The sequence below is a fragment of the Exiguobacterium sp. E4787 genome (assembly GCF_018618375.1).
Taxonomy (GTDB): Bacteria; Bacillota; Bacilli; order Exiguobacteriales; family Exiguobacteriaceae; genus Exiguobacterium; species Exiguobacterium chiriqhucha.
The window spans coordinates 1-21472 of sequence record NZ_JACSLY010000005.1; the positions used below are offsets into that span (position 1 = coordinate 1).

Here is a 21472-nt window from a genome sequence, read left to right on the forward strand (position 1 = left end):
CTCACATACTAAATTTCACAGGTGACAGTTATCGCGTCACGCATGCGTTGTCGAAACACTAAAACCTAGCTGGCAAAGTTCTGTACTTTTCGTTGCATTATTGTGCACATTTGTATTGCAAAATACAGTATGGTCACTTACCAGATTGTTTCTTCTCATTTTTCTTCTGTAAATATGCTTCTCGAAGCTGATTGATTTTATCTTTTTTATTCGAAACAGCTGGTTTTTTCCCATCTTGATACTTGGCGGCAGCCACTTTACTTTTCGTATCTAATTGATATTTCCCCATTCGGTTCACCTGCTTTCATTTCATTGTGATTGAGTTGCACCATAAAAATCAAAAAACCTTCTAATCTCAATGAAATTAGAAGGTCTTCATTAAAAATCATTGATTGCAGTCGTTGCAGACTGCTTAAAAATGGAGACGGCGGGAGTCGAACCCGCGTCCGAAGGCATCGTAACGTATGCTTCTACGTGTGTAGTTTATCTATTGAATCTCAATGTGACACTGCCGATAAACAGGCGTTGTCGCATCCAGTCTGATTCATCTCTTCTTCGCGCCCTCAGACGGCGAGGTTGAAGCGTAGCTTGCTTAGTTTGAGACCCTGATAATCATCCACACAAGCGATGGATGTCAGGATCCGCAGGGCACTTAGGCTGCTGCGAGTTGTGTGTTAGTTTTGCCAGTTATAGGCGTTTGCGTTTTAACGAGGCCGACCCCTCGACACGCCACATACGACCGACCTACCCCCGTCGAATCCATAACGTCCCCGAGGTGGTAATTGGTACTACAACGACTATACCACAATCAGGTCTCGCTGTCAGTATTTTTGCCGGTCCCGGAGTGCCCGGTCGACATCGCGCTTCGCATCTTTCTTCTTCAAGTCGTCGCGCTTGTCATACTTCTTCTTCCCGCGCCCGATGCCGAGTAGACATTTGGCGAAGCCGTTCTTAAGATACACTTTGAGCGGGATGATCGTATACCCGTCACGGCCTTGCGCGCCGATGAGCTGATTGATTTGCTTCTTATGCAACAATAGCTTTCGGACACGGAGCGGCTCATGGTTGAACCGGTTCCCTTGCTCGAACGGGCTGATATGACAGTTGTGAAGCGTCGCCTCGCCACCGTCAAAGCGGACATACGCGTCGGCGATGTTGATTTTCGACTGGCGCACCGATTTAATTTCGGTCCCCGTCAACACCATGCCGGCTTCAATCGTATCTTCGATCGCATAATCGAAGGACGCTTTTCGGTTTTGTGCGAGCGCGTTCGAATCTTTCTTCTTGGCCATAGACATTCAATCCTTTACTTCAATATAGAGGAGGGGTCGCCCCCTCCCGTCAGCGACGCTTTTTCGCTCCGCGTTTGGCGTCGCCTGTTCGTTTTTGACCGTCTTTCTTCTTCAAGTCGAGTGCCGAACGTCCTTGCGACGACTTCGGCTTCTCACCTGGTTTAGACGGTTTCCCGGCCTGACCAGGTTTCCCTGGTTTGCCCGGCTTGCCGCGCTTCGGACGTTTGTCATCGCGACCGCGTCCCCCGCGCTTGTCGTCTTTCTTCGGACGACCTTCCGTCGCTTTAATCGTCGTCGGTTGGCGACGGCGCGACTGTTCCCGCTTCGGCATGCCGACGACGGTGAAGTCGATCGTGCGCTCGTCCAAGTTGACGGCGTCGACCTTGACGCGCACCGCGTCACCGATGCGGAACTGACGTTTCGTCCGCTCGCCGAGCAACATGAGCTGCGACTCGTCGAAGTGGTAGTAGTCATCCATCGACTGGAGACGAACGAGTCCTTCGATCGTGTTCGGAAGCTCGATGAACATCCCAAAGTTCGTGACACCGCTGACGACGCCGTCGAACTCTTCACCGAGACGTGATTCCATGTACTCGGCTTTCTTCAAGGCTTGCGTCTCACGTTCGGCATCGACCGAACGACGCTCGCGTTTCGATGCCTGTTCGGCGATCGAACCGAGACGGTCCTCGTACTTGGCGATCGTCTTCTCTGACACGTCGCCGTTGAAAGCATACGTGCGCATGAGACGGTGGACAATCAAGTCCGGATAGCGGCGGATCGGTGACGTGAAGTGCGTATAGAAGTCGGTCGCGAGGCCGAAGTGGCCGAGCGAGACGTCATCGTACTTCGCCTGTTGCATCGAACGGAGCATGATCGTGCTGATGACCGGCTCTTCCGGTTCACCCGAGATTGCCTTCAAAATCTTCTGAAGCGTCTTCGGTTCGACCTTCTGTCCTTTGAAGCGCTCGATGTGCACACCGAAGTTCGCGACGAAGTCGAAGAAGAAATCGAGCTTGTCCGGTTTCGGGTTATCATGGACACGATAGATGAACGGCACGTCCATCTTATGGAAGTGTTCGGCGACCGTCTCGTTGGCCGCGAGCATGAACTCTTCGATCAACTTCTCGGCGACCGAGCGCGGACGCAAGACGATGTCGGCCGGTTTGCCTTCTTCGTCGACGACGACTTTCGCCTCGGCAAAATCGAAATTGATGGCACCGCGCGAGTTACGGCGCGTACGGAGCACTTCCGCGAGTTCGGCCATGAGGTCGAACAACGGGATGTACGGCTCGTACCGTTCGAGCGTCGCTTCGTCATCGCGTTCGATGATTTCACGGACGTTCGTATACGTCATCCGCTCCGTCGTCTTGATGACACTCGGGAACAGCTCATGATTGACGACCTTCCCGTTTTGCGGGGAGATCTCCATGACGCAGCTGAGCGTCAACCGGTTGACGTGCGGGTTGAGCGAACAGATTCCGTTCGAGAGACGGTGCGGCAGCATCGGGATGACGCGGTCGACGAGATACACACTCGTCCCCCGTTCGAACGCCTCGACGTCGAGCGGTGACCCTTCCGTCACGTAGTGTGACACGTCGGCGATATGGACGCCGAGCTCATAGTTACCGTTGTCGAGTTTTTTGACGTGGACGGCATCGTCCAAGTCTTTCGCGTCTTCGCCGTCAATCGTGAAGATCGTCTCGTTACGAAGGTCGACACGGCCCATGAAGTCTTTCTCGTCGGCCTCGTCCGGTACGGCATTCGCCTGGTCGATGACATCTTCCGGGAACTCCGTCGGGATGCCATGCTTATAGACGATTGATAAGATGTCGACGCCTGGGTCGTTCTTGTGTCCGATGATGCGGACGACGTCACACGCTCCGGCGAAACGTCCGTCCGGATATTTCGTGATGCGGACGACGACTTTATGGCCATCGACGGCACCGAGCGATTTGTCCGGGTTGACGACCGGCCAGAAGTTGATGCGCTTGTCGTCCGGCTCGATGAAGGCGAACTGGTCGAGGCGTCCGCTCGGGAGCGTATACGTCCCGACGAACTCCGACAAGCCGCGCTTCAAGACTTTGAGGAGCACGCCCTCGGTCTTGCCTCGGTTGTCCTCGCGTTTTTTGACGAGGATCGTGTCCCCGTGGTAGACGTCTTTCAATTGGTCGGGCGGAAGGAACACGTCCTCCGTCTCCCCTTCGACCGATAAGAAGCCGAAGCCGCGTTGGTGAATCGAGATGATTCCCGCTGCTTGGCCGAGCACGGCGAGCGTCCCGTAACGGTTCGTCCGTGTGCGGCCGATTAAGCCCTCTTCTTCGAGGGTGTTCAAGGTGCGGATGAGCTCTTTAAAGGCATCCGTCGACTCGAGCGCAAGACGCTCGGTCAATTGGTCCACTGTCAGTGCTTTATCACTGGCTTGGATGATTTCTAGTAGTTGGTCACGTAAATTCAACGTGACACCTCCTTTTTAGACTGACCAGTCTAACGTTTCGAGAAAATCGAGCACGTCCTGGTGCAGTTTCTCTTTTTCTTTATCGAGCGTGATCACGTGTCCCGACTCCTCGTAAATGAGCAGTTCTTTTTGGAACGCGTTAATCGCCTCGTAAATTTCGTGTGCAGATTCAGGATCGACCATTTGATCTTTCGCCCCTTGGACGACGAGCGCCGGGACGAAAATATCTTCCAGTTTTGTCGTCGTGTCACGGACGAAGGCACGGAGGTCTTTGAGCGTCGGCATCGGTTTGAAGTCCGCCATCTCCTGTTCGATCTGTTCAGGTGATTTTTCTTCTCGAGATTTATATTCTCGAGCGTAGGCTTTGACTCCTTTGTATAACCGGTCCTCGGCATCGATTCCGGTCGGGGCGCACATCGGGATGACGCCTTTGACGTTCTCCTGGGAAGCGAGGCGTAGCGACATGACGCCGCCGAGCGAGAGGCCACAGACGGCAATCTCCTCATAGCCTTTCTCTTTCAACGACTGGTAGGCGTTCAAGACGTCCTCCCACCAGTCCGCCGGTCCGTACTGAAGCAATTCTTCCGGCGGGACGGCATGGCCCCGGTACTGGGGACCCATACACGTATAGCCTTCTTTTTGCAGGAAACGACCGAGCATGCGGACATCCGCGCTCGATCCGGTAAAGCCATGTAACATCAACACGGCACGTGGTCCGCTTTCAAAGAAGAACGGTTTCGGTGCTGTAATCTTCATTGCTAACGTCATCTCCTCATACAATCCATTATTCCCAAAAAATAATTGAAAAAAACAAAAGCCGACCGCCTCACGTGAAAATCGAGAACGATCAGCCTTTCATCATAGTGATGCGACTAGTAATCCTAAAATGAAAAACAATGTGCCTAGTACAGCTGCAGTTCGGTTCAAAACAGCGTCGAAGCCGCGCGCTTTCTGGCGGCCGAACAACTGCTCCGCGCCACCTGCAATCGCCCCAAGACCTTGCGACCGACCTGACATGAGCAGTACGACGACAATCAATAAAACAGCCACGACGAGTAGGCTGATTGTAGCGATCGTTTGCATAGTAGTCAGTTCCTCCTTCTTTTTACACGCTTCTTATTATATAGAAGTTGGCGTCAAAACACCAGCTTTCAAATTATCGGGACGGGTAGCTAAACCCTTCCCCGATGACCTCTTTCACTTGGTGGATGACGACGAAGGCACGTGGGTCTGTCACTTCGACGATTTTCTTGAGTGGACCGACCTGGCGCTTGTCGACGATCATATACAGCATGTTCTTATCCTGCTTCGTATAGTAGCCGTGACCGTGGATAATCGTCGCCGAGCGGCCAAGCGTCTCCGTCAATACGACAGCAAGCTCTTCTTGCTTGTCGCTGATGATCGTGACAGCCTTACGGATATTGAGCCCTTCGGCGACGAGGTCGATGACCCACGAGCCGATGATGATGGCGATCAACGTATAGAGCACGATCTGTTCCCCGAGGATGAAGCCCGACGCCCCGACGACGATGGCATCGATGATGAACATCGACACGGCGACGCTCATATGCAAATACCGCTCCATGAGGCGGGCGATGATGACCCCGCCCCCGGTCGTCCCGCCGACACGGAGCACCATGCCGATGCCGACACCGATCATGATTCCGGCGTAGACGGCCGCGAGCAGTTTGTCCTCGGCCGGGCTGCCCCAGTCATGGGTCAAGCTGAGGAAGAATGACGTCGCGATGACGGCGACGACCGAATAGACCATCGTCCGGCGGTCGAGCAGCTTATAGCCGACGATGAATAAAATCCCGTTCCCGATAATCGACGTGACCCCGAGGTCCCAGCCGAACATGTAGTACAGGATGATGGTGACCCCGAGCAGGCCGCCTTCCGAGAAATCGTTCGGCACGGTGAAGTAGTTCACCCCGAACGCGAGAATGAATGAGCCGGCGACGATCCAGGCGATATCCTTCAAGGAAATCGATTGGAGCTTCTTCCAGACTTGTTGACGCAATAGATGTTGTTGTTGACGTTTCATTGGTTGTCCCCCTTCCATATAAAAAAGACCGCGGCACAAAGCCGCAGTCTAAGTCTTACTGTTGAACTGGCTTTGGCGCACCGTCTTTCATAATCGGCAACTTGCGGTCCACGACGTTCGTGTAGACGTTCAAGAGTGCCTCTTTTTCCAAATCCCAGTTATATTGCTCACGCGCCGTCTTCGTGTTCTCTTTGACACGGGCGTAGAGTGCTTGATCGTCGAGCAGGCGGTTGACGCCTTCGGCGATCGATTGTGGGTCGTGCGAATCGACGACGACACCGACGTCGTTGCCGGCGACGACACGTTCGATTTCCGGGAAGTCACATGAGACGACCGGTACTTCGGCCATCAAATATTCGAACAGCTTGTTCGATGACGCCGAGTAGTGGTTGAAGCAGACGTTGTTCAACACTTGGAAACCGAGATACGCGTTCATCGTATAGTACGGTAACGCCTCGACCGGTACTTTGTCAATCATCTTGACGCGGTCGCTGACGCCTTCGTCCTCGATCATCTGTTTAATCACCGGCTTCAGTTTCCCGTCCCCGATCATGACGAGCGTGCCTTCCTTGAAGTCCTTGACGGCGAGGATGAGTTGCTCGAGTCCGCGGCCGGCTTGAATGCCGCCTTGGTACAAGAGTATCTTTTCATCTTTCGGCAAGTCGAGGAGCGCATGCAAGTCTTTGCGGAGCGTGAAGTCGAGCGGACGATAGAACGGATAGTTGTGGAGCACGTACGGATAGAAGCCGTAGAGCTCCTCGTTGTGCGCCGCGCGCGTGTGGTTCTCGACCATCATCGAGTCGACGTATGGCAACAGCCAGCCTTCGAGGTTACTTTGGATATAACCGTAACCGGTCCGGTCCGTCTGGACTTCGTGCGAATCGTAGACGATTTTACCTTTGTTGACGAGTTTCCCGGCGATCAATGCCTGCGGGAGCGTGTTCAAGTCGTTGGCGTGATAGAAATCGTACGACTTCTTCGTCGAAGTGAACACCATCTCGAGCATCGCGCTCGCGTTGACGATGTTTTTACGCACCGGTGGGAACAAAATCGCACCCGCTGCCGCACCGAGTCCGAGCATCGTCAGTGGTGCGAGGACGAGCAGTCCCGCGCCGACGAGTCCGGCACCGAGTTGACGCGTTTTCTTCGCGCTGACCCATGTGCGGACCGATTTGAGCGCCTTCATCCCGTTGGCGAGAATCGACGGCTGCCGTTTGACGCGGATGACGCGGAATCCTTCCGGACGCATCTCCTCTTTCGGGAGCGACGGATTTTTCGGGTCTTGGAGCGCGATCAAATCGACTTCATAGCCCGCCTCGGCGAGCGCCGAGCATTCGCGCAAGACGCGCGCATCATTCGTAAAATGGTTCCATACAAACATACATACTGACTTCATCGTGTTTCCTCCATCGTTACTTTTTCTATCACGTCTTCGAGGACGTGTATGTTGTTTTCCCAACACAGATTGTCTTTCACATAACGGATCCCGTTCACGCCGTACTTCTCACGCAACTCGGGACGTTCGAGCAGTTTCCGGAGCATGAGCTCGATTTCGTTGATGTCACGCTTCCGTGACACGTAACCGACCTCGGCCGCTTCGATGACATTCGCCGCATGGCCTGACACCGCCGCGACGATCGGTTTGCCGACCGCCATATAATCGATCAGTTTGCCCGGGATGACCGTATCGAACACTTCTTGCTCGATCAGGCTGACGAACGCGACATCCGCGTTCTTGATGGCTTGGAACGCCTCCGTCCGAGGCATCGCCTCGAGGAAGAGGAAGTTCTTGAAACCGCGGGCTTTAATCATGTCTTTCAACTCGTTCTTCCGGTATCCGTAGCCAATCAATTTGAAATGGACGCGCGGCTCGTCACGGAACCGCTCCGCAAGTTCGAGCAAGAGCGATACGTCTTGGGCGAGACCCATGTTCCCGGCGTACAGAATCTCCATCCGGTCGTCCTCGGGGACGGTCCGCTCGAGGTTGCGCTCGCTCTCTCGAATCGAGTTCGGCATATAGTGAATCATGTCGTTGTCGACGCCACGTTGGCGCAGATAGCTGCGGAACCCTTCCGAGTTGATGATGATTTCATCGGCCGCCTTATATAGCCGCTTCTCAAACCAAAACGCCGGGGCGAGCATCCAATCGTGTTTGAACACGCCGACGCCTTTCACCGACTCCGGCCAGAGGTCACGGACGTCCAAGATGAACGGGACGCCGTATTTGCGTTTCGCATACACACCGACGAACGCCATAAAAAAAGACGGGGTCGTCGCAAAGACGACATCCGGTTTCGAGTCGAGCTTTTGGACGGCGGCGACGCCTTTAATCATCTGTTCCAAAAACAAGGCGAGCCGACTCACCATGTTCGACGTATGCTTGCGCTTCTTCGTGATGAGACGCTTGATGAACGGTTGCTTGTTCAGCTCCTTGTCGTTCCAGAAGCGGTCGTCTTTATACAAGTTGAAGTTCGGATACGACGGGGCGGCCGTGATGACCTCCACCTCGTAGCCACGTTCTTTCATGAGATGCGTAATATTTTGCATCCGGTTCCCGGCACTGCCGATCTCCGGATAATAGTTTTGACAGACCATTAACATTGTTTTCAAAAGTAACACACCTTACTGTTGTTCGAGTTCGTCCACGAAGCGCTTCAACAGCGTGTGGACGTTGGCTTTTAAATCTGGGTCGCAGAGTGCGTGGGCGATCGTCGCTTCGATGAAGCCGATCGGTTCCCCGACGTCATAGCGGCGCCCGTCAAATTCATAGGCGAAGACGGTCTCCCCCTCGTTCAAGCGGGCGATGGCGTCCGTCAGTTGAATCTCGCCTCCCGTCCCGATTTCTTGCGCCGACAACGTCTCGAAGACGTCCGGCGTCAAAATGTAACGGCCGAGGATGGCAAGGTTCGATGGGGCCTCTCCGACGGCCGGCTTCTCAACGAACGTCCGGACCGGAATCAGCTTCCCTTCGACGGCAAGCGGGTCAATTATACCATATCGATTCGTCATTTCATACGGGACGCGCTGCACCCCGATAATCGAACGCTCATACTGCTCGTATTGGTCGATCAACTGCTTCGTCGCCGGCACGTCCGCCTCGATGATGTCGTCCCCGAGTAGGACGGCGAACGGTTCGTCGCCAATGAACTTGCGGGCACACCAAATCGCGTGGCCGAGCCCTTTCGGCTCCTGTTGCCGTATGTAATGGATGTTGGCGAGGTTCGACGAGTGCCGCACCGACTCGAGGAGCTCGGTCTTGCCTTTTGACTCGAGATTCTGTTCGAGCTCGATGGCCCGGTCGAAATGGTCCTCGATGGCGCGCTTGTTCTTCCCGGTCACGATGATGATGTCCTCGATGCCGGAAGCGACGGCTTCTTCCACGATGAATTGAATCGTCGGTTTGTTGACGATGGGGAGCATCTCTTTTGGCATCGCCTTCGTCGCCGGCAAGAAGCGGGTGCCGAGCCCGGCGGCCGGGATGATGGCTTTCCGTACGCGTGTCATGGACGTCTCTCCTTTTTTATGCTGTATCTGATGATTATACCCAATTTCCTAGCGTTCACGCACACAAAAAAACGGCCGTGACGCACGTCACGACCATTTCCGGTCGTCCATATACTTATACAGGAACCAACCACCGACACCGAGCGCGATGAGAAGAAGGAGAAAACCGCTGATCATCATGACGAACGCCTCCTTTCACCTACACTAATTTATTCCCGGAATGAATGGTCGGCAAGCGCTCGACTTCCATCCTTTCTCAAAACCACTTCTTGCCGTTCGCCTCGATGAAACGATATTCTGCTTGATAGTGCGTGTGGTGTCCTTCATCCAGCATCGTTTGGAAAGCGATGTCCCCTTCTGCCGCTTTCCGTTCGATTAATCGATAGAGCGCCTCAATCCGCAACAGCAGTATGTCCAACAACCCCGCTGTCGCCCCTTCCCAGCCGTAAGCTTTTAAGAAGAACGCGACTCGTCGTTTGTATCTCACATCATCGCGCTCCGCCTCATAGTGGACGACGTCTCCCGACTCGGCTTGATGACGCCGGCTGAGCGGGACGAACGTATAGAGCGCATAGACGATATCCCAGGCACGTGGTCCGGGCGCCGCCAAATCAAAGTCGATGATCCCTGCCACTTTCCTGTCATGGAAAATCGTATTGTAGACGGCGAAGTCGTTGTGGCAAATCACGTCAAACGGTTGTGGCGTATGGTCGAGCGGTTGCCAATCCGATGGCCACGCGACACCCGCTGTCGCGTCATGCAGCCGGCGCATCAATCGAGCGGCGTCTTGAATCGCCTCATCTGACCACATGTAGGCTTTCAACGGATAATCGGCCGTCTCGCCTTCGAGATACGTCAACACCTCTCGGCCCTGTTCATCCACTCCGACAAATCGCGGCACGCCCGATATCCCCTTCGCCTCTAAGTGCGTTAACAATCGATGGATGTGTTCACTGCCGTCTTTCAATGTACGATAGACATGATTCCCTTTTTTATAGACGGTCGACACGTTCCCGCCATGCAATCTCTCCTCTTGCTCATTTGATCGGTCCATCTAATCCCCCCTACTCTTCATCAGTCACGTTCAGTATACCGCAACAAGGGGTACCGATGACCATGAGCCTCGACACGGAGCGTTCGCGCCCCGTCCAAGCGGCACTGTAGATTCCCTGCAGAAAGCATCGCTGCCGCGCGGACAGGCGAATCTCGGAATATACATACACCCATTGTCGAATCCTGCAAGACGATAGATTGGCGCGCGACTGAATCAGACGGTGGGCGACTCCTTGGGGAGAGTGATGCAAGGATGACCCCGTAAAGCGCGCATGCGCTGCGGAGGCATCCGCATCACCCCAGGAAAGCGTCCCACCGTCTGATGAACGTCTGATCCACCAACAAAAAAAACAGGCCCGCACGAGGCGGACCTGAAACAATCAATTATTTTTTGAGGTTGTAGAACGACTTGATCCCGTCGTATTTCGCTACATCGCCGAGCATGTCTTCGATGCGGAGAAGTTGGTTGTACTTCGCGATACGGTCTGTACGCGAAAGCGAACCAGTTTTGATTTGACCAGCGTTTGTCGCAACAGCGATGTCCGCGATCGTCGCATCTTCTGTTTCACCAGAACGGTGTGAGATAACAGCTGTGTAACCAGCTTTTTTAGCCATTTCGATTGCGTCGAATGTTTCTGTGAGCGTACCGATTTGGTTAACTTTGATGAGGATCGAGTTCGAGATTCCTTTTTCGATACCTTCAGCCAATTTCTCAGTGTTCGTTACGAAGAGGTCATCCCCAACGAGCTGAACTTTGTCACCGATTTTGTCAGTGAGCAATTTGAAGCCGTCCCAGTCGTTTTCGTCGCAACCGTCTTCGATTGAGATGATTGGGTACTTGCTTACGAGCTCAGCGTAGAAGTCTACGAGCTCAGCAGTTGTCATTGACTTGCCTTCGCCAGCGAGTTCGTACTTGCCAGTCGACTTGTCGTAGAACTCAGAAGACGCAACGTCCATTGCGAGGTAGATGTCTTCGCCAGCTTTGTAACCAGCTTTTTCGATCGCTTCAAGGATAACTGTGATCGCTTCTTCGTTAGACTTAAGGTTTGGTGCGAAACCACCTTCGTCACCGACAGCTGTGTTAAGACCCATACCAGAAAGAACTGATTTGAGGGCGTGGAATACTTCTGCACCCATGCGGAGCGCTTCGCGGAACGTTGGCGCGCCAACAGGCATGATCATGAACTCTTGGAAGTCAACGTTGTTGTCAGCGTGCGAACCACCGTTGATGATGTTCATCATTGGAGTTGGAAGCGTCTTCGCGTTGAATCCACCGAGGTACGTGTAAAGTGGAAGGCCGAGCTCGTCTGCTGCTGCGTGTGCTGCTGCCATAGAGACACCAAGGATCGCGTTTGCGCCGAGTTTACCTTTGTTTTTCGTACCGTCGAGCTCGATCATTTTCTTGTCGAGTGCGTTTTGGTCGAATACATCGTAGCCGATGAGTTCTGGTGCGATTGTGTCGTTTACGTTAGCAACGGCTTTGAGTACGCCTTTACCAAGGTAACGTGACTTGTCGCCATCACGGAGTTCAACTGCTTCGTGCTCACCAGTAGATGCGCCTGAAGGGACGAGGGCACGGCCGAAACCGCCGTCTTCTGTGAAGACTTCTACTTCGATTGTTGGGTTACCGCGTGAATCCAAAATCTCGCGTGCGTAAATTTCTGTAATCATTGACATGAAAATTCGCTCCTTTTTGTTTGGAAAGTTTTTTTTGAGTTACTTCGTGACGATTGATGTGCCGGTCATTTCAGCCGGTTGCTCTCCACCGAGAAGGTGAAGGAGCGTCGGGGCGAGGTCGCACAAAGCGCCTTCTAGAACTGGTTTCAGTTCCACCCCTTCTTTCGTGACGATACATGGTACTGGTTCCGTCGTGTGGGCCGTCATCGGTGAGCCGTCCGGGTTCGTGACAAGGTCAGCGTTCCCGTGGTCCGCCGTGATGATCGCCGCGCCGCCTTTGGCAATGAGTGCGTCCACTACTTTACCGAGGCATTCGTCGACGACTTCGACAGCTTTCTTCGTCGGTTCGAGCATACCGGAATGGCCGACCATGTCCGGGTTCGCGTAGTTGATGATATACGTGTCATACGTGTCCGATTCGATGCGTTCGAGAAGACCTTCCGTGAGTTCGTATGCGCTCATTTCCGGCTTCAAGTCGTACGTCGCCACTTTTGGTGACGGTACGAGGAAACGATCTTCACCTTCGAACGGTGTTTCTTGTTGTCCGTTCAAGAAGAACGTGACGTGCGGGTATTTCTCAGTTTCCGCAGCGCGGAGCTGTTTGTACCCTTGCGCGGCGAGAGTCTCACCGAGCGTGTTTTTCAAATCTTCTGGTGGGAAGACGATGTCCGAGTCGATTGCATCCGAGAATTTCGTCATCGAGACGAGCAAGATGTTCTCTGGATGTGCGCTCGAAAGTTCGAAGCCTTTGAAGCCGGTCTTCTCTTTGAACACTTTCGCAAGTTCGATCGCCCGGTCCGGACGGAAGTTGAAGAACATGATTGCGTCGTTGTCTTTGATCGTCGCAATCGGCTGACCGTCTTTTTCGATGACCGTCGGTAAGACGAATTCATCCGTCAAGCCGTCTGCATACGACTGTTTAAGAACGTCGACTGCATTCGTGCCGACTTCGCCTTTCGCGTTGACGAGCACGTCGTATACTTTCTCGACGCGTTCCCAACGGTTGTCGCGGTCCATGGCATAGTAACGTCCAGACACGCTAGCGACTTGACCGAGTCCGAGTTCAGCGAGCTTCGCTTCCGTCTGTTCGAGGAAGCCAGCGCCTGATTTCGGATCACAGTCACGGCCGTCCGTGAAAGCGTGAATGTAAACTTTTTCAATGCCGTGGAGTTTTGCGAACTCGACGATGGCGTACATGTGGTTGATGTGAGAGTGAATCCCACCGTCTGAGACGAGGCCCATGATGTGGAGGCTCGAATCATACTTTTTCACATGTCCGGCCAAGTGATTCATCGCTTGGCGGTCGAAGAGTGAACGGTCTTTGATGGCGTTGTTGACGCGTGAAAGTGACTGATAGACGACCCGGCCGGCACCGATGTTCAAGTGACCGACTTCCGAGTTCCCCATCTGACCTTCCGGAAGGCCGACGTACTCGCCTTTCGCGTTCAAGAGCGTATGTGGATACTGCTCCCAGAAGCGGTCGAAGTTCGGTTTGTTCGCCGCAGCGACCGCATTACCGAACGTCTCGTTCCGCATTCCAAAACCATCCAAGATGATGAGGGCGACTGGTCTTGCCATTTAAATCGCCTCCAACAACTTGAGGAACGAAGCAGCTTCAAGTGAAGCACCGCCGACGAGTGCGCCGTCGATGTCTTCTTGTGCCATATACTCCTTGATGTTCTCAGGTTTTACAGAACCGCCGTATTGGATGCGAACCGCAGCCGCCACGTCTTCACCGTAAAGACCTTTTACCACGTCACGAACATATTTGCATGAGCTTTGCGCATCTGCTTCGTCCGCTGATTTACCAGTGCCGATTGCCCAAACTGGCTCATACGCGATGACGAGTTGTTTGACTTGGTCAGCTGAGAGGTCCGCGAGGCCACCTTCGACTTGCGTCTTGATGACGTCTTCGAACTTGCCGCCTTCGCGCTCTTCCAATGTCTCACCGACACAAACGATTGGCGTAAGACCGTGTTCGAACGCTTTTTTCGTTTTGCTGTTGATGAATGCATCTGATTCGCCGAAGTATTCGCGACGCTCTGAGTGTCCAAGGATGACATATGTCACGCCGAGGTCAGCGACCATGGCCGGGCTGATTTCGCCTGTGTATGCCCCGCTGTCTTTGTCGTACATGTTTTGTGCACTGAGTTTCAAGTTCGATCCTTTAGCCGCTTCTACCATTGGGGCCAAGAATACTGCTGGTGCACCAATCGCCGCGTCAACTTTGTCCGTTGACGGGATATTGTTTTTAACTTCCTCTACGAAAGCGACGGCTTCCGAGAGTGTTTTGTTCATTTTCCAGTTACCTGCAATAATCGGTTTACGCATCGATAACCCTCCTCTGTTTTACTTGTCGTTCAACGCTTCGACGCCTGGAAGTTTCTTGCCTTCCATGAATTCGAGTGAAGCGCCGCCACCAGTCGAGATGTGGCTCATTTGGTCAGCAAGGCCGAACTTGGCTGCTGCCGCGGCTGAGTCACCACCACCGATGATTGAGTATGCGTCGCTGTCTGCGAGTGCTTGAGCGACACCTTTCGTTCCGTTGGCGTACTTATCGAGTTCGAATACGCCCATCGGTCCGTTCCAAACGACAAGTTTCGATTCGCGAATCGCTTCTGCGTAAATTTCGACTGTCTTCGGTCCGATATCAAGACCCATGTGATCCGCAGGGATCGAGTCGATATCGACTGGTCCGACGTATGTCTCTTCGCCGAATTCTTTCGCAATGACACAGTCGACCGGCATCAAGAACTTCACGCCTTTGTCTTCTGCTTTTTTCATGAACTGACGAGCGAGGTCGAGCTTGTCTTCTTCAAGGAGTGACGTTCCGACTTCGTGCCCGAGTGCTTTCGAGAACGTGTACGAGAGACCGCCACCGATGATGAGTGTGTCAACGATGTCAAGAAGGTGGTCGATGACCCCAATCTTGTCAGCAACTTTCGATCCGCCGATAATCGCCGTGAACGGACGGTCTGGATTCGAGAGTGCCTTGCCGAGGACTTCAAGTTCTTTCTCCATCAAGAGACCAGCCACCGCGTGGTCCACGTTTTGCGCGATGCCTTCTGTCGAAGCGTGGGCACGGTGAGCCGCACCGAACGCGTCGTTGACGAAGATATCAGCGAGTGCCGCGAAACCTTTCGCGAGTTCTGGATCGTTTTTCGTTTCACCAGGGTAGAAACGGACGTTCTCGAGAACGACGACGTCACCTTCACCAAGTTTTGAAACGGCTTCTTCTGCGACTGGACCGTACGCCTCTTCGACGAGGGGTACTTCTTTGCCGAGAAGTTCAGCGAGACGTGTAGCGACCGGTGCGAGTGAGAACTCGAGGTTCTTCTCGCCTTTTGGACGGCCGAGGTGGCTCGCCAAAATGACTTTCGCGCCGCCGTCGATCAAGTGCTTGATCGTTGGAAGTGCCGCTTGAATCCGCGTTTCATCTTGAATGACGCCATCTTTGAGTGGAACGTTGAAGTCAACGCGGCAAAAGACGCGTTTCCCTTTTACATCGATGTCACGAATAGACTGTTTGTTCATAACCTTCGCCTCCATATGTCGTGCGTGTCAATTTCATAAATAGAGCGGAGAACAATCTCTTGTTTCCGCTCCTATTTGATTCTATTTAGTTCACGAACTTACTTCGCGATTTCAGCGAAGTGCTTGAGTGTGCGAACCAATTGTGCAGTGTAAGACATTTCGTTGTCGTACCAAGAAACTGTCTTAACGAGTTGCTTGTCGCCAACTGTCATTACTTTAGTTTGTGTTGCATCGAAGAGTGAACCGTAAGTGATTCCGACGATGTCAGAAGATACGATTTCGTCTTCAGTGTAACCGTAAGACTCGTTCGCTGCTGCTTTCATTGCTGCGTTGATTTCGTCAACAGATACAGTTTTCTCAAGAACTGTTACGAGCTCTGTGAGTGAACCTGTAGCAACTGGTACACGTTGTGCCGCACCGTCAAGTTTACCTTGAAGTTCTGGGATAACGAGGCCGATTGCTTTAGCCGCACCAGTTGTGTTCGGTACGATGTTAGCTGCTGCCGCACGCGCACGACGGAAGTCGCCTTTCGGGTGTGGAGCGTCAAGCGTGTTTTGGTCGCCTGTGTAAGCGTGGATTGTTGTCATAAGACCTTCGATGATTCCGAACTGGTCTTGGAGAACTTTAGCCATTGGCGCCAAGCAGTTTGTCGTACATGAAGCACCAGAGATTACTGTCTCTGTACCATCGAGGATGTCGTGGTTTGTGTTATAAACGACAGTCTTCATATCACCTGTAGCTGGAGCCGAGATGACAACTTTTTTCGCGCCAGCTTTCAAGTGAAGCTCCGCTTTTTCTTTGTCTGTGAAGAATCCAGTACATTCGAGTACGATGTCAACACCGAGCTCGCCCCATGGAAGTTCTTCTGGGTTACGGTTAGCAAGTGTGATGACTTTCTCGCCGTTTACGAGGAAGTGATCGTCGTGTACTTCAACGTCTCCGTCGAAACGACCTTGAGTCGTGTCGTACTTGAGAAGGTGAGCAAGCATCTTCGTGTCAGTCAAGTCGTTGATTGCAACAACTTCGATTCCTTCGTTTTTGATGATCTCGCGGAATGCCAAACGACCAATACGTCCAAATCCGTTAATACCAACTTTTACTGCCATAGTTAATTTCCTCCTTAGGGTAGAAGCTATTTATTGAAGAGCCAACGGGGGTCAACTCTTTAATAACGAGTTAATAATTCTGTTGCCGCACCTTCGTCTGTGACGAGGATGATGTTCGGCGTGTGTTTCGCATATGCGGCGATCGCCTGTGCTTTCGACTTTCCTCCGGCGACAGCGATGACGGTGTCCATGTCGTCGAGCTCCTCCAATTGGATCCCGACCGTCTTGACCCGGTGCACGATTTCACCTTCCGCGTTGAAATAATATCCGAACGCTTCGGCGACGGCATCGTGCCGTTCGATCATCCGCAAATGCTCTGGTGACGCGTGACGGCGTTTCGCCATCGTTTCCGCCTCACCAATTCCATGTACCACAATTCGCGCCGCTCTAATCATTTCCAGTACATTTTTAATGCTAGGTTCCTCCACCATCCGCTCGAATGTCTCTTGCGAAACCTCGTCCGGAATGTGGAGTAAATGATAGTCGGCATGGGCGCGGTCGGCCATCCGAGAACAGACGGTGTTCGCCTGTAACTCGAGCGTCTCTCCGAGTCCACCGCGTGCCGGCACGAAATGCATCGGCCGTTCTTTTTTATCGGGCGACATCATGGCCGCAACCGATGCCATCGTCGTCCCGCCTGTGACCGCGATGATATTGTCGTCCGGTGCCAGTCTCGCTTTCAGTTGCGTGACGGCGGCCCGACCGATATCTCGCTGGACCCAGAACGTCTCGTCGGAATCACCCGGTACGATGACGACTTGGCGAACGCCTAGTTTGCGCTCGAGTTCTCGTGCAACTTCCGAGATGCCTAGGATCTCTCCCATGACCTCGTGCAAGTCCCGGAGAACGTTTCGGCCCGATTCCGTAAGGGAAATACCTTGAGTAGCGACCATCAATAGACCTTGGTCTTTCAAGAAGTCGACTTCTCGTCTTAGGATTCGTTCCGTCAGCCCGAGGCTTGTGGCCAATGTCCTGCGGCCGATCGGCTGCATCAAACGGACATAATGTAAGATATCGTAACGATGTCGGAGCGTATCGAGCATGTCGGGAACGATTTGCTTCTGAACTTGAATCAGCTGCTGGATCATACTCATTCCCCCTCGACTTAAAGCATGGACAATTTTTGTCCCACTTTTATATTTGCGTCCCACCGCTACGACTTCATCTTATCAATCACCTTTCCGTCTTGCAACCCCTTCAAACGTTTTTTTTCGATGTAAGCGTATACTTAACAAAATCTTCAACTTTACTGTCATCGTATCGACCTTGACTAATGACACGCCCCTCGTGTAAGACGACAGGGATCTCAAACAAGTACTTCGCTTCAAGTTCTTCGTTGCCGGTGATGTCGATCTGCTCGAGCTCGAACGGATAGTCTTCCATGAGCCATTCGAGCATGACGAGCGCCTCCTCGCAGAGCGAACAGTTAGCACGGCGGTATAACGTCAGGACCATGTCAGTCCCCTCCTTTCCATAGTTGTCGTTCCCGCTCTCGCGAGTTTCCAAAACCGAGCGCCTCCCGATAGTTCGCCACGGTCCGTCGTGTCACCGTATAGCCGAGCCTTGCCAGCTCGCGCATGAGTGCGGCATCGCTCAGCGGCGACGTCTCTTGTTGAATCAGTTTGGCGAGTGCCTTCTTCACCATGAACGGCGATTGCCCATGCGTCGCCCGGACGAAAAAGTGACGCCACGCCATCACGCCGCCTTCGGTCGTCACGTACTTGCCTTGAATCGCCCGGCCGACGGTCGACTCGTGCTTGCCGATTTGTTCGGCGACTTCTTTTCGCGTCAACGGGTGCAAGATGAGCTTCCCGTCCAACCAATCGCGTTGGCGTTCGGCGATGACGGCCCATACCAATCGAAGCGTCGCGTTCCGCATCTCGAGCGTCTCATGCCACCATTTTGCCTCGCGATCGTCCCCGACCCGAGCCGCATCGAGCGTCGGGCTGAACCATGTCGTCACGAGCTCACCGTCACGACGGACGACTTCAAGTTCCGGAACGACGTGTTCGGTTCCTTCATATAATAATGGCGTCTTCGGGAGTGTCGCTACGATACGCGTCACCCGTTCGTACTCGGCATCCGAGATGTCGAGTCGTCCCGGGATGTCGTCAAGGTGCGCGTCGAGCGCCTCGAACACGTCCAAGACGAGTGGATCGTCATGTTCAATCGCATGCCGATATTGGCAGTCGTGCTCATTCTTTGCCCCGATCCCTGTCGGTTCTAGAAACAAGAGCGCCTGGCGCGCCGCCTCAATGTCCGCCACATCGACCTCGAAACGATGGGCGAGCACGAAGTCGCTCTCCGGTAGTAGACCGCGATGGTCGAGCGCGAGGACGAGCCGTTTCTGGAGCGAACGCTGGGACTCGGTCCCGCTCCCTTCCTCGATTTGCTCGAACAATCGCTCCTCGAACCCACTAGCCGTATCGGCCACCCATTCGACCGCACCGCTCCCCGTGGCGATGCATGGATTGCGTCGAGCCAATCGGCCGAGCTGAAAGGCGATCGCGGTCCGGTCCGCCTCGAGAATCGGCAGCCGCCGAACCATGTCCTGGGTCAGCTGTTGTGTTTGAAGTTGTTGTTGTTCTTGCCGTTGCATCGGTCACACCCCTCTCGCTTCCTATTGTATCGAACAGCGGGAAATCGCGCTCAAAAAAAAGTGAGCCGAACAGGATTGCTTTTTTAAAAAAACAAATGTATAATAAATCGTGTCAGAGAACATGCACCCGTAGCTCAGGGGATAGAGCACTGGTTTCCGGTGCCAGGTGTCGGGAGTTCGAATCTCTCCGGGTGTATCACAGCAAGAGGTCAGGCATATGCCTGGCCTCTTTTGTCGTTTTAGAATCGTCAAACCGTGGAATAGGTCAAAAACGATGACTATCGTTTGACCAACATTGACTATAGCGGTATGATATGTTTACAACCTACATAAAGGAGGCAGATTCAATGTTAATTCCAACAGTTATCGAACAAACAGGTCGCGGGGAACGCGCGTACGATATTTACTCACGCTTGCTCAAGGACCGCATCATCTTGCTCGGAAGTGCAATCGACGACAACGTCGCCAACTCGATTGTCGCCCAGCTTCTCTTCCTTGCAGCCGAGGACCCAGATAAGGACATCTCACTTTACATCAACAGCCCGGGTGGTTCGATCACTTCCGGAATGGCGATTTATGACACGATGAACTTCATCAAGCCGAACGTGTCGACGATTTGTATCGGAATGGCCGCATCGATGGGTGCCTTCTTGCTCCAAGCCGGTGAACAAGGCAAACGCTTCGCGCTTCCAAACGCGGAGATCATGATTCACCAACCGCTCGGCGGTACGCAAGGTCAAGCATCGGATATCAAAATCCATGCCGAGCGCATCATCAAGATGCGTGAGAAATTGAACCAAATCATGGCTGATAACACAGGCCAGCCGCTTGAAGTCATCGAGCGCGACACAGAGCGCGACTACTTCATGTCAGCTGAACAAGCGAAAGACTACGGTCTCATCGACAAAGTCATGACGCGTTAATCCAAAAGTGCCTTTCCCGACTTCGGGAAAGGCACTTCTTTGTTATTGGACGGGCAACCAAATTTCAATCAAGTCGTCGGCTCCGTCTTGTCCATGAATATAGCGCTCAAAATCGAGTGCATCTCGCAACGTTACATCCGGCAATGCTAGAAGTTGATTATATGTCGTAGGGATAGCTGGAATTCCCCCTTCGACCGTGGCGACAAGATACCGTCCTGCCGACAGTTCAACCTGTCTTCCGTCTTTACCTGTCACAGGATTAGTCATCCCTGCTAAATAGGCTTCTTCTTTCGCTAAACAGATGCCATATGATTCGTCTGTTGTCAGCTCTGGTTGCAGTTTTTCCCAAACGAATGGGATTTTGGTGAGTTCGGATACATAGCCGTTTACGATTTTCGGTTGGTCCCACTTCTCATAACGTACTTTCATTGAATCTCCCCCTGTTTGCATCCATTTAATTTGTTGCTCGACTTGTCGCAACGCCTCGATCTCACGTTGAACCTCATCAAGTCTGCTGTCGAGTAACCCGCTCACACTTTCTGCCGCTTGAATTTGTTCGAGCGAGATGCCCATTTGACGTAGTAACTTGATTTCGTTCAGGCGCCTTATTTCTTCCATCCCGTATAACCGATACTGATTCTCTAAACGAGTCGGTTGGACAAGTCCTTTTGCTTCATACCATTTGATTGCTTTAGTGGACAACCCCGTTAGATGGACCACTTTTCCGATTTGAATCATTGGCGTTCCCCCCTTCTCGTTTATCATAAAGCCGGCCGTAGCGGACAGGTCAACATCTTTATTCTTTGACCTCGACCCCGAATACATAGCGGCTATCGCCTTGCGGCCAATCCCCGCCCGTCTCGAATACATAAACGCCCGGCTCGTCTGGCACGACCGGTTCAGCCGGGACAAGTTCCCCATCGACGAGTTGATGGAACGAGGCGTTCGACGGCTCGGCGTGGAACTCGACATCAATCTCGGCACCCGCTTCGACCGGCACGAGCTGCAGGTCATCCGCCTCCGGCAAACCGTGGTCCTCGCATACCGCCTCGCCCCCATCCGACCAACAGTACGTCGACTGTTTCACTTCCGCGGTCACGGTTCCGACCCGGACCGTCGGGAGCGGTGGTTTGACCGACGTCCCCGACTTCCAAAACGAGGTGGCGTATAAAATCCCGCCGACCACGAGCAACCCAATCACGACAATCCATAATACTTTTCGTCTCAACCCGCTCATCCCCTTTGTACGTCTATTCCCCGTTCCACGAAAAAAACGACCCACTTC

General features: G+C 53.2%; 21 protein-coding genes, 1 tRNA gene and 1 other RNA gene. 2 read left to right on the forward strand and 21 right to left on the reverse strand.

Annotation, left to right across the window (positions count from 1 at the left end):
- Positions 1 to 133 precede the first annotated feature (133 nt).
- The 19 genes from KNP80_RS07100 to KNP80_RS07190 all read right to left on the reverse strand — a co-directional run bounded on the left by KNP80_RS07100 (position 134) and on the right by KNP80_RS07190 (position 19264).
- Positions 134 to 289, reverse strand: coding sequence for an alcohol dehydrogenase (locus KNP80_RS07100; protein ID WP_214831991.1), 156 nt, complete (start codon positions 287 to 289; stop codon positions 134 to 136).
- Positions 290 to 416: 127 nt separating this feature from the next.
- Positions 417 to 772: a transfer-messenger RNA gene (ssrA, locus tag KNP80_RS07105) on the reverse strand.
- 49 nt (positions 773 to 821) lie between these two features.
- Positions 822 to 1292, reverse strand: a complete 471-nt coding sequence (gene smpB, locus KNP80_RS07110; protein ID WP_029595066.1) for an SsrA-binding protein SmpB — start codon at positions 1290 to 1292, stop codon at positions 822 to 824.
- A 49-nt stretch (positions 1293 to 1341) separates the two neighbouring features.
- A complete protein-coding gene (gene rnr / locus KNP80_RS07115; protein WP_214831993.1) occupies positions 1342 to 3747 on the reverse strand; it encodes a ribonuclease R in 2406 nt (801 codons plus the stop codon).
- A 15-nt stretch (positions 3748 to 3762) separates the two neighbouring features.
- Complete coding sequence (locus tag KNP80_RS07120; protein ID WP_214831995.1) at positions 3763 to 4503, reverse strand: alpha/beta hydrolase; 741 nt, start codon at positions 4501 to 4503, stop codon at positions 3763 to 3765.
- A 102-nt stretch (positions 4504 to 4605) separates the two neighbouring features.
- Positions 4606 to 4830 (reverse strand): preprotein translocase subunit SecG, encoded by a 225-nt coding sequence (secG, locus tag KNP80_RS07125; protein WP_012726902.1) that lies wholly within the window; start codon positions 4828 to 4830, stop codon positions 4606 to 4608.
- 73 nt (positions 4831 to 4903) lie between these two features.
- A complete protein-coding gene (locus KNP80_RS07130) occupies positions 4904 to 5791 on the reverse strand; it encodes a YitT family protein (protein WP_251128816.1) in 888 nt (295 codons plus the stop codon).
- A 55-nt stretch (positions 5792 to 5846) separates the two neighbouring features.
- Positions 5847 to 7187 (reverse strand): glycosyltransferase, encoded by a 1341-nt coding sequence (locus KNP80_RS07135; protein WP_214717719.1) that lies wholly within the window; start codon positions 7185 to 7187, stop codon positions 5847 to 5849.
- Positions 7184 to 8392, reverse strand: coding sequence for a glycosyltransferase family 4 protein (locus KNP80_RS07140; RefSeq protein ID WP_251128859.1), 1209 nt, complete (start codon positions 8390 to 8392; stop codon positions 7184 to 7186). The genes KNP80_RS07135 and KNP80_RS07140 overlap by 4 nt, the downstream gene beginning before the upstream one ends.
- A gap of 21 nt (positions 8393 to 8413) precedes the next feature.
- Positions 8414 to 9295: a UTP--glucose-1-phosphate uridylyltransferase GalU gene (galU, locus tag KNP80_RS07145; RefSeq protein WP_214831998.1), complete on the reverse strand. Its 882-nt coding sequence runs from the start codon at positions 9293 to 9295 to the stop codon at positions 8414 to 8416.
- 256 nt (positions 9296 to 9551) lie between these two features.
- Positions 9552 to 10349 (reverse strand): phosphotransferase, encoded by a 798-nt coding sequence (locus KNP80_RS07150; RefSeq protein ID WP_214831999.1) that lies wholly within the window; start codon positions 10347 to 10349, stop codon positions 9552 to 9554.
- 383 nt (positions 10350 to 10732) lie between these two features.
- A complete protein-coding gene (gene eno, locus KNP80_RS07155; RefSeq protein WP_021065450.1) occupies positions 10733 to 12025 on the reverse strand; it encodes a phosphopyruvate hydratase in 1293 nt (430 codons plus the stop codon).
- 39 nt (positions 12026 to 12064) lie between these two features.
- Positions 12065 to 13603 (reverse strand): 2,3-bisphosphoglycerate-independent phosphoglycerate mutase, encoded by a 1539-nt coding sequence (gene gpmI / locus KNP80_RS07160; protein WP_214832000.1) that lies wholly within the window; start codon positions 13601 to 13603, stop codon positions 12065 to 12067.
- Positions 13604 to 14356: a triose-phosphate isomerase gene (tpiA, locus tag KNP80_RS07165; RefSeq protein WP_131437841.1), complete on the reverse strand. Its 753-nt coding sequence runs from the start codon at positions 14354 to 14356 to the stop codon at positions 13604 to 13606.
- An 18-nt stretch (positions 14357 to 14374) separates the two neighbouring features.
- Positions 14375 to 15559 carry a phosphoglycerate kinase gene (locus KNP80_RS07170; RefSeq protein WP_214832001.1) on the reverse strand — a complete coding sequence of 395 codons (1185 nt, stop codon included), beginning with the start codon at positions 15557 to 15559 and terminating at the stop codon, positions 14375 to 14377.
- Between the two features lie 98 nt (positions 15560 to 15657).
- Positions 15658 to 16665, reverse strand: a complete 1008-nt coding sequence (gene gap, locus KNP80_RS07175) for a type I glyceraldehyde-3-phosphate dehydrogenase (RefSeq protein ID WP_021065446.1) — start codon at positions 16663 to 16665, stop codon at positions 15658 to 15660.
- 59 nt (positions 16666 to 16724) lie between these two features.
- Entirely contained in the window at positions 16725 to 17753 is a 1029-nt protein-coding gene (locus KNP80_RS07180; RefSeq protein ID WP_021065445.1) for a sugar-binding transcriptional regulator, read from the reverse strand.
- A 109-nt stretch (positions 17754 to 17862) separates the two neighbouring features.
- Positions 17863 to 18120 (reverse strand): glutaredoxin family protein, encoded by a 258-nt coding sequence (locus tag KNP80_RS07185; protein ID WP_021065444.1) that lies wholly within the window; start codon positions 18118 to 18120, stop codon positions 17863 to 17865.
- A gap of 1 nt (position 18121) precedes the next feature.
- Positions 18122 to 19264 (reverse strand): RNA polymerase factor sigma-54, encoded by a 1143-nt coding sequence (locus tag KNP80_RS07190; RefSeq protein ID WP_214832002.1) that lies wholly within the window; start codon positions 19262 to 19264, stop codon positions 18122 to 18124.
- 123 nt (positions 19265 to 19387) lie between these two features.
- On the opposite strand from KNP80_RS07190, the gene KNP80_RS07195 reads away from it, so the two are divergent.
- Positions 19388 to 19460, forward strand: a tRNA-Arg gene (locus KNP80_RS07195).
- A 151-nt stretch (positions 19461 to 19611) separates the two neighbouring features.
- Positions 19612 to 20187, forward strand: coding sequence for an ATP-dependent Clp endopeptidase proteolytic subunit ClpP (clpP, locus tag KNP80_RS07200; RefSeq protein ID WP_021065442.1), 576 nt, complete (start codon positions 19612 to 19614; stop codon positions 20185 to 20187).
- Positions 20188 to 20229: 42 nt separating this feature from the next.
- Here clpP and KNP80_RS07205 read toward each other — a convergent pair whose 3' ends face one another.
- Together KNP80_RS07205 and KNP80_RS07210 are read right to left on the reverse strand one after the other, a co-directional pair.
- Positions 20230 to 20925 carry a MerR family transcriptional regulator gene (locus KNP80_RS07205; RefSeq protein ID WP_214832003.1) on the reverse strand — a complete coding sequence of 232 codons (696 nt, stop codon included), beginning with the start codon at positions 20923 to 20925 and terminating at the stop codon, positions 20230 to 20232.
- Between the two features lie 58 nt (positions 20926 to 20983).
- On the reverse strand, positions 20984 to 21424 hold the full coding sequence (locus tag KNP80_RS07210) for a hypothetical protein (protein WP_214832004.1): 441 nt from the start codon (positions 21422 to 21424) through the stop codon (positions 20984 to 20986).
- Between the last annotated feature and the right edge of the window lie 48 nt (positions 21425 to 21472).